The 6,898-nt window shown below is 63.5% G+C and carries 5 protein-coding genes and 1 pseudogene; 4 read left to right on the forward strand and 2 right to left on the reverse strand.

The genetic code is table 11. The annotated features are described in order from the left end of the window. Nucleotides 1–88 precede the first annotated feature (88 nt). The 4 genes and pseudogenes from EN884_RS19735 (at nucleotide 89) to EN884_RS19750 (ending at nucleotide 4,049) form a co-directional block, all read left to right on the forward strand. Nucleotides 89–445, forward strand: a complete 357-nt coding sequence (locus EN884_RS19735; RefSeq protein ID WP_024501714.1) for a hypothetical protein — start codon at nucleotides 89–91, stop codon at nucleotides 443–445. Between the two features lie 34 nt (nucleotides 446–479). After that, a pseudogene (locus EN884_RS19740) lies at nucleotides 480–664 on the forward strand (ABC transporter permease); the annotation flags it as partial. A gap of 251 nt (nucleotides 665–915) precedes the next feature. Beyond that, nucleotides 916–1,905 carry a TAXI family TRAP transporter solute-binding subunit gene (locus EN884_RS19745; protein ID WP_024501713.1) on the forward strand — a complete coding sequence of 330 codons (990 nt, stop codon included), beginning with the start codon at nucleotides 916–918 and terminating at the stop codon, nucleotides 1,903–1,905. An 86-nt stretch (nucleotides 1,906–1,991) separates the two neighbouring features. Next, on the forward strand, nucleotides 1,992–4,049 hold the full coding sequence (locus EN884_RS19750) for a TRAP transporter permease (RefSeq protein WP_063168621.1): 2,058 nt from the start codon (nucleotides 1,992–1,994) through the stop codon (nucleotides 4,047–4,049). Between the two features lie 306 nt (nucleotides 4,050–4,355). Here EN884_RS19750 and EN884_RS19755 read toward each other — a convergent pair whose 3' ends face one another. Then, nucleotides 4,356–4,601 (reverse strand): MoaD/ThiS family protein, encoded by a 246-nt coding sequence (locus tag EN884_RS19755; RefSeq protein WP_024501711.1) that lies wholly within the window; start codon nucleotides 4,599–4,601, stop codon nucleotides 4,356–4,358. Further along, entirely contained in the window at nucleotides 4,589–6,859 is a 2,271-nt protein-coding gene (locus EN884_RS19760; RefSeq protein ID WP_063168620.1) for a xanthine dehydrogenase family protein molybdopterin-binding subunit, read from the reverse strand. The genes EN884_RS19755 and EN884_RS19760 overlap by 13 nt, the downstream gene beginning before the upstream one ends. Nucleotides 6,860–6,898: the final 39 nt, after the last annotated feature.

The following is a 6,898-nucleotide window of genomic DNA, read 5'->3' on the forward strand; positions in this document are numbered from 1 at the left end:
GGGTGGGGAGGGCGCCTGACCGCAGCTATCGCCTTGTGGGATGAACAGGTCTATGCAGGCCCTTCACAAGGCTTAGGAGAGGCTTCGGATGAGAAACGCAATCTGCCTCGCATTGACTGCGGCAGTGGCTGGGTGCGCGACCTCCCCGGTCGACTATGAGGCGTCGCTTTCGCAGCAGGACCAGAAATGGGCCTCCCCGGCATGCCAGCAGGCCCGCAGGGCGGCTTCGGATTACGAGGCTCGCGAGAAAGAGCATCCGGGATGGGGTTTCGGCGTCCTGCTTGGTCCATACTCGATGGGGCTCGTCGCAGCCATCAAGGAGCATGAGCAGAAGCAACGAAAGCTGTTCGCCCGCGAAGTGCACCTGCAATGCTCAAGCCTGCCGCTGCCGAAGGAACTGCAGGGCGATTTGAACCCTGCCGTACCGCCGACCAAGTATCCATAGCCTGCCGCGCCTTCCGGCAGAAGGCGCCGGGGTGGCCGCCGTCATTGGCGGCACCTCGATCTTCGGCGGCCGCGGTGTCTACACCGGCACCATCCTCGGCGCCCTGATCCTGACCGTGCTGACGATCCTGCAGATGCCGGAAGGGGCAAGGCGGATCTTGTCGGGCTGATCGTGCTGTTCGTGACGGCGGTTTATTTGAGGATTGTGGAGGAGAGATAGGGGCGGGGTGAGGTGAATGGCTGCTTTTGGGCCGAATTCAGACAGGCAGCTTTGGCGCAAGGATGCGAACTACTGCCGTTCAACCAATGATAAAGGCTCAGATCGAATTTTGGTGCTTCTTCAAAATTTGCACCTATTGAGGATGCGCCACGGCCAGCCCGCGAGGACCGATCCGCTCTCAAAAAGCGTGTACAGGTTGACAACACCTTGGCCGCTGCAACATCCTGCCGGTTTTTAGACTGGGAGGTAGCATGACTATTTCGATCAACCGCCGCACCTTTTCCATAGGCGCGGGCGCTCTGGCTTTGGCTGCGGCCGGATTTTCGCCGGCACGCGCGCAGCAGGCGTTTTTCCGCATCGGCACGGGCGGAACGTCCGGTACCTACTATCCGGTGGGCGGCCTGATCGCCAACGCCATCTCGGCAACCGGGGCGGCCGGCGTCGAAGGCTTGGTCGCCACCGCCACGTCCTCCAACGGTTCGGTGGCCAACATCAGCGCCATCCAGTCGGGCGCGTCCGAATCGGGCTTCACGCAATCCGACGTCGCCTACTGGGCGCATTCGGGCACCGGCCTCTATGAGGGCAAGCCCAAGGTTGACGACCTGCGCCTCATCGCGACGCTTTATCCCGAGACGATCCATTTGGTCGCGCGTGCCGACGCCGGCATTAAGTCGGTGGCGGATCTCAAGGGCAAACGCGTCTCTCTTGACGAGCCGGGCTCCGGCACCATCGTCGATGCGCGACTTGTGCTTGGCGCTTACGGTCTGGCTGAAAAGGACGTGCAGCCCGAATATCTCAAGCCTGGCCCGGCCGGAGAGCGGCTGCAGGATGGCGCCATGGACGCTTATTTCTTCGTCGGTGGTTATCCGACCGGCGCAATCGTTGAGCTTGCCACCACCAACAACATCACGCTGGTGCCGATCACCGGCCCCGAGGCCGACAAGCTGCTGTCCGAGCAGAAGTTCTTCTCCACCGATACCGTGCCGGAAGGCACCTACAAAAATGTCGGCGAAACCAAGACCATTTCCGTCGCCGCTCAATGGGTGACCAGCGCCAAGCAGACCGACGACCTCGTCTACAAGATCGTCAAGTCGCTTTACAGCGACGAAACCCAAAAGGCCCTGCAGGCAGGCCACGCCAAGGGCAAGCTGATCACGCTCCAGAACGCGGTTACCAGCGCTGGCATTCCGTTTCATCCCGGCGCAGAGAAATTCTACAAGGAAGTCGGCACCCTGAAATAAGAGGCATTTGGACCGGCTGACAACAACGAGGCGGAAGGGATGCTTTCCGCCTCTTTTGTCTGGAAATTCAGGACACGGAACCGGCCATGAGCGATGACGACAAGATCAAGCTTTCCGCAATGGAGTTCGATGAGGAGAGCGCTCGCGAACTGGAGGAGAAATTCGACTCCGAAATCCGCTTCCGGCCACTGACCCGTGTCGCGGGCTGGCTGGTCGGCTTCCTCCTGGTGGCGCTGTCACTGTTTCACTACTACACCGCCGGTTTCGGCCTGCTGCAGGAAATGCTGCACCGGGGCATCCACCTGTCGATGGTGCTGGCGCTGATCTTCCTCGTCTTCCCGCTGGTGAAGAAAAGCTACGACCAGCCCGCGCGGTCCAGCCTCCTGCGGCCGCTCGGCATACCCCTTTTCGACTGGCTGCTGGCGATCGCTGCGGTCGTCGTCGTCATGCACGTGCCTATGATCCCGCTCGACGACCTTGCCTTCCGCGTCGGCAATCCCACGGCGCTCGACGTGGTGTTCGGCCTTATCCTCATCCTGCTTCTGCTGGAGGCGACGCGCCGCTCCGTCGGCATCCCGCTGCCCATCATCGCCGTCGTCTTCATGGCCTACGCGCTGTTGGGGCGGTACATGCCGAGCATTCTGGTGCACCCCGGCGCGTCCGTCTCCCAGCTCATCGATCACCTTTATCTGACGACGCAGGGCATCTACGGCATCGCGCTCGGCGTCGTCGCCACCTACGTCTTCCACTTCGTGTTGTTCGGCGTCTTCGCCACCCGCATTGGCCTCGGCCAGCTCTTCCTCGACTGTGCGGCGTGGGTCGCCGGCCGCTACGCCGGGGGTCCCGCCAAGGTGTCGATCTTCGGCTCGGCGCTGTTCGGCATGATTTCCGGCTCGTCGGTCGCCAACACCGTTACCGTCGGCTCGCTGACCATCCCGGCGATGATCAAGCTCGGCTACAAGAAACATTTCGCCGCAGCGGTGGAAGCGGCGTCCTCGACCGGCGGTCAGGTGACGCCGCCGATCATGGGCGCAGCGGCCTTCCTGATGATCGAATTTCTCGAACTGCCCTACACGACCATCATCCTTGCCGCCATCGTGCCCGCCTTCATGCACTTCTTTGGCGTGTTCATGCAGGTGCATTTCGAGGCCAAGCGAACCGGCCTCAGGGGGCTCAGGCCGGACGAGATGCCCGATGTCGTCGAGGCGCTGAAGCGGGACTGGCCGACGATCATCCCGCTCGTCGTTCTTATCGGCGTGCTGCTCTCGGGCTACACGCCCTACATGGCCGCCTTCTGGGGCATCACCTTGTGTATTCTCGTCGGCTTGCTCAATCCGCGCCGGCGCATGTCGGTCGCCGACATCGTGACGTGTCTGCGCGACGGCGCCAAATATGCGCTCGCAGTCGGAGCCGCTGCCGCAACCGTCGGCATCGTCGTGGGCGTCGTCACCCTGACCGGAGTGGGCTTCAAGCTGTCCTACATCGTCACATCGACGGCCGGACACCTTTCCCTTCTCTTCGGCACCTTCATCCCCGAGGCGATCTTCTCGGCCCAGGGCCTGACCCTATTGTTCACCTTGATCATGACTGGCGTCGTCTGCATCCTGATGGGCTGCGGCATCCCGACGACCGCGAACTACATCATTATGGTGACGATCGCGGCGCCGGCGCTTGTCATGCTCGGCACCGAGCCGATCGTCGCTCACTTCTTCGTGTTCTATTACGGAGTGCTGGCGGACATCACGCCACCGGTGGCGCTGGCGGCGTACGCCGCCGCTGGCATGGCGGGGGCGGACCCGTTCAAGACCGGCAACACCGCCTTCCGGCTGGGGATGGGTAAGGCACTGGTTCCTTTCGTGTTCGTCTTCTCACCGTCCCTGCTGCTGGTGACGAAGGATTTCACCTGGCCGAACTTCTTCCTCGCCTTTTTCGGCTGCGTGCTGGGCATCACCTGCCTGGGCGCCGCGCTATCGCGCTATCTTCTGGTGCGCACACGCCCATGGGAAAACGTGCTGCTCGTGTTCGCCGCCCTGCTTCTGGTGGCACCCGAACTCTATTCCTCGCTACTCGGCGTGGCGCTTTTGGTCCCGGTCCTGCTGCGCCATTGGAACGCACGCCACACTGAAGAGGCGCAACCAGTCTGATCAGCGCCGCTCCAACGCAATCCTTCCCGGGGTTTTCGACGTCGCGCATATGCGGTGGGCGGACGGAAAGATGAGAGGGCCGACCATCGAGTCCATGACATTCCGCTGCGGGTTCTCGGCGCCGAGCGAGCTTCAGCCTAGTCGCGAAGATGTCCGCTCGTGAGAAGAGGCGATGAGCCGTGGCGATGACCGGCATGGGGCGCAAATCAGACCCTCCTCCCGGTCGAATCCAACAGCGGTTTTTGGCCTTCTTAGAATTACGGGAATTACGGTGACAGTGCACCTTTTACCCTGCCATGTGTCCGCCTATCCCCCCGCCAATCGCGGCAGCAGAAAAATCTCCGCCCCCTCCGGCAGCTTCTTCGACCACGTATCGCGATAGATCGTCCCGTCGATCGCAACGGCGATGCCCTTGTCGATCAAGGGCTCGAGGCCGGGATACTGTTCAGCCAGCTTCCTGAACAGCTCCCTTATGTCCTTGGCCTCGATCTCGACCTTGCTGTTGCCTCCGGCGGTCGCGGCGAGCGAGCCCCAGAGCGTTACTTCGACCATTCCCGTTCCGCCTCGATCGCGGCAAGGATGCGCGGCGGCGACATCGGGATGTGCGTCATGCGCACGCCCGCGGCATTCGACACCGCATTGGCGATCGCCGCCAGCGGCGGCACGATCGACGTCTCGCCGACGCCGCGCACCCCGTAAGGGTGGTTGGGGTTGGGGATTTCGAGGATCTGGGTGTCGATCATCGGCAGGTCCGAGCAGACCGGGATGCGGTAATCGAGGAAGCCGGCGTTCTGCAGCCGCCCGTCCTTGCCGTAGATATACTCCTCGTTGAGCGCCCAGCCGATGCCTTGCGCGGCACCACCCTGGTATTGGCCCTCGACATAGGTCGGGTGCACCGCCTTGCCGGCATCCTGCACGACCGTGTAGCGGATGACCCTGGCGGCGCCGGTATCGGGATCGACCTCGATATCGCAGATATGGGTGGCGAAGGAGACGCCGGCGCCATCGGCGACGAGCTCGCTGTGGCCGGCGATCGGCCCGCCGGTCTTGCCCGACTCGACCGCGATCTCCTTCAGCGACAGCTTGCCGAGATTGCCGTGCTTCTCGCCCTTGGCGATCGCGTGGCCCTTCTCCCAGACCACGTCGTCGACGGCAATGTCCCACATCTGCGCGGCGCGCTCGCGCAGGATCTTGATCGCATTGCGGGCGGCCGAGATCGTTGCCATGGAAGACGAGAAGGTGCCGCGGCTGCCGTCCGTCATGTCGTTGTAGCCGAGGCTGGACGTGTCGGCGACGATCGCCTTGACCTGGGAATAGTCGATGCCGAGTTCCTCCGCCGCCACCAGCGACAGCGACGCGCGCGAACCACCGACGTCGACCGTGCCGACGGCAAGCGAGACCGAGCCGTCCATGCCGATGTTGAGGTCGGTGCAGGTCTGGCCGCCGAAGTTGAACCAGAAGCCGCAAGCCATGCCGCGGCCCTGGTTCTTGCCCAGCGGCGCCTTCATGTGCGGATGGCTCTTCACCGCCTCGAGCGTCGGGCCGATGCCGATCGGGCCGTAGACCGGACCGTAGGAGGACCGTGTGCCTTCCTGCGCGGCGTTTTTGATCCGGAAGTCGACCGGGTCCATGCCGATCTTCTTGGCCAGCTCGTCGACGGCGCTTTCCACCGCGAAGGCTGCCATGGGTGCGGAAGGCGCGCGATAGGCCGCGGTCTTCGGCCGGTTGACCAGCACTTCGTAGCCGACCGTCTTGACGTTATCGAGCTTGTAGCAGGCGAACGCGGTCATGGCGCCGATCTCGGCCCAGGAGCCGGCATACGGGCCGCAGCTGTAGCGCAGCGTCGCTTCGGCGGCGGTGATGGTGCCGTCCTTGCGGGCGCCGATCTTGACGTCGATCGAGGTGGCGCTGGTCGGGCCCGAGGCGCGGAACACCTCGTCGCGGGTCATCACCAGCTTCACCGGCCGTCCTGCCTTGCGCGACAGCGCCAGCGCCACCGGCTCGGCCCAGACATGGGTCTTGCCGCCAAAACCGCCGCCGATCTCCGAGGAGGTGACGCGCAGTTTCGAGGCTTCCATGCCAAGCAGCTGGGCGCAGTGCTGGCGGTAGACGAAATGGCCCTGCGTGCACACCCAGAGGTCGGCGGTGCCGTCGGAGCTGAAATTCGCCACGCAGGCATGCGGCTCGATATAGCCCTGGTGCGTCTGCTCGGTCTTGAAGGAGCGCTCGACGATGAAGTCGGCGTGCCCGAAACCCTGATGGACATCGCCATGGCCAAACTGGCTGCGCTTGGTGACGTTGGAGGGTTTTACCGGCTTTTCCTCAAGGCCCTCGGTGAAGATGGCATCATTGATCAAGGGCGCCGTGTGCTTCGCCGCCTCGTCGACATCGGTGACGTGCGACAAAAGCTCGTACTCGATCTCGATGAGCTTCAGCGCCTGCCTGGCGGTGCGGGCGTCGATCGCGGCGACCGCGGCCACCGCGTGGCCGTCATAGAGCGCCTTCGTGCGCGCCATGCAATTGTCGAGGACGTCGTACATGGCGGCATCGCCATCGGTGAGGTCGGGCAGGTCGGCCGCGGTGATCACCGCCTTGACGCCGGCGAGCTTTTCCGCTTTCGACGTGTCGATCTTGACGATCCTGGCGTGGGCGTGCGGGCTTCTCAGAACGCGCCCGACCAGCTGGCCGGCCATGTTGAAGTCGGCGCCGTAGCGCGCGCGGCCCGTCACCTTGTCGATGCCGTCGGGACGGATCGGACGTGTGCCGACGGAGGCGAATTTACGTCCGGAAAAACGTGGATCGAAATTCATCTCAGGCTCCCTTCATCACGATGGCCGCATCCTGGACGG

The organism is Mesorhizobium sp. M7A.F.Ca.AU.001.01.1.1 (genome assembly GCF_004022735.1).
Taxonomy (GTDB): Bacteria; Pseudomonadota; Alphaproteobacteria; order Rhizobiales; family Rhizobiaceae; genus Mesorhizobium; species Mesorhizobium ciceri.

Excerpts from the sequence above, each read along its gene's own strand:
- EN884_RS19735 (WP_024501714.1), top strand. The coding sequence starts at position 89 with ATGAGAAACGCAATCTGCCTCGCATTGACTGCGGCAGTGGCTGGGTGC.
- EN884_RS19745 (WP_024501713.1), top strand. The coding sequence starts at position 916 with ATGACTATTTCGATCAACCGCCGCACCTTTTCCATAGGCGCGGGCGCT.
- EN884_RS19750 (WP_063168621.1), top strand. The coding sequence starts at position 1,992 with ATGAGCGATGACGACAAGATCAAGCTTTCCGCAATGGAGTTCGATGAG.
- EN884_RS19755 (WP_024501711.1), bottom strand. The coding sequence starts at position 4,601 with ATGGTCGAAGTAACGCTCTGGGGCTCGCTCGCCGCGACCGCCGGAGGC.
- EN884_RS19760 (WP_063168620.1), bottom strand. The coding sequence starts at position 6,859 with ATGAATTTCGATCCACGTTTTTCCGGACGTAAATTCGCCTCCGTCGGC.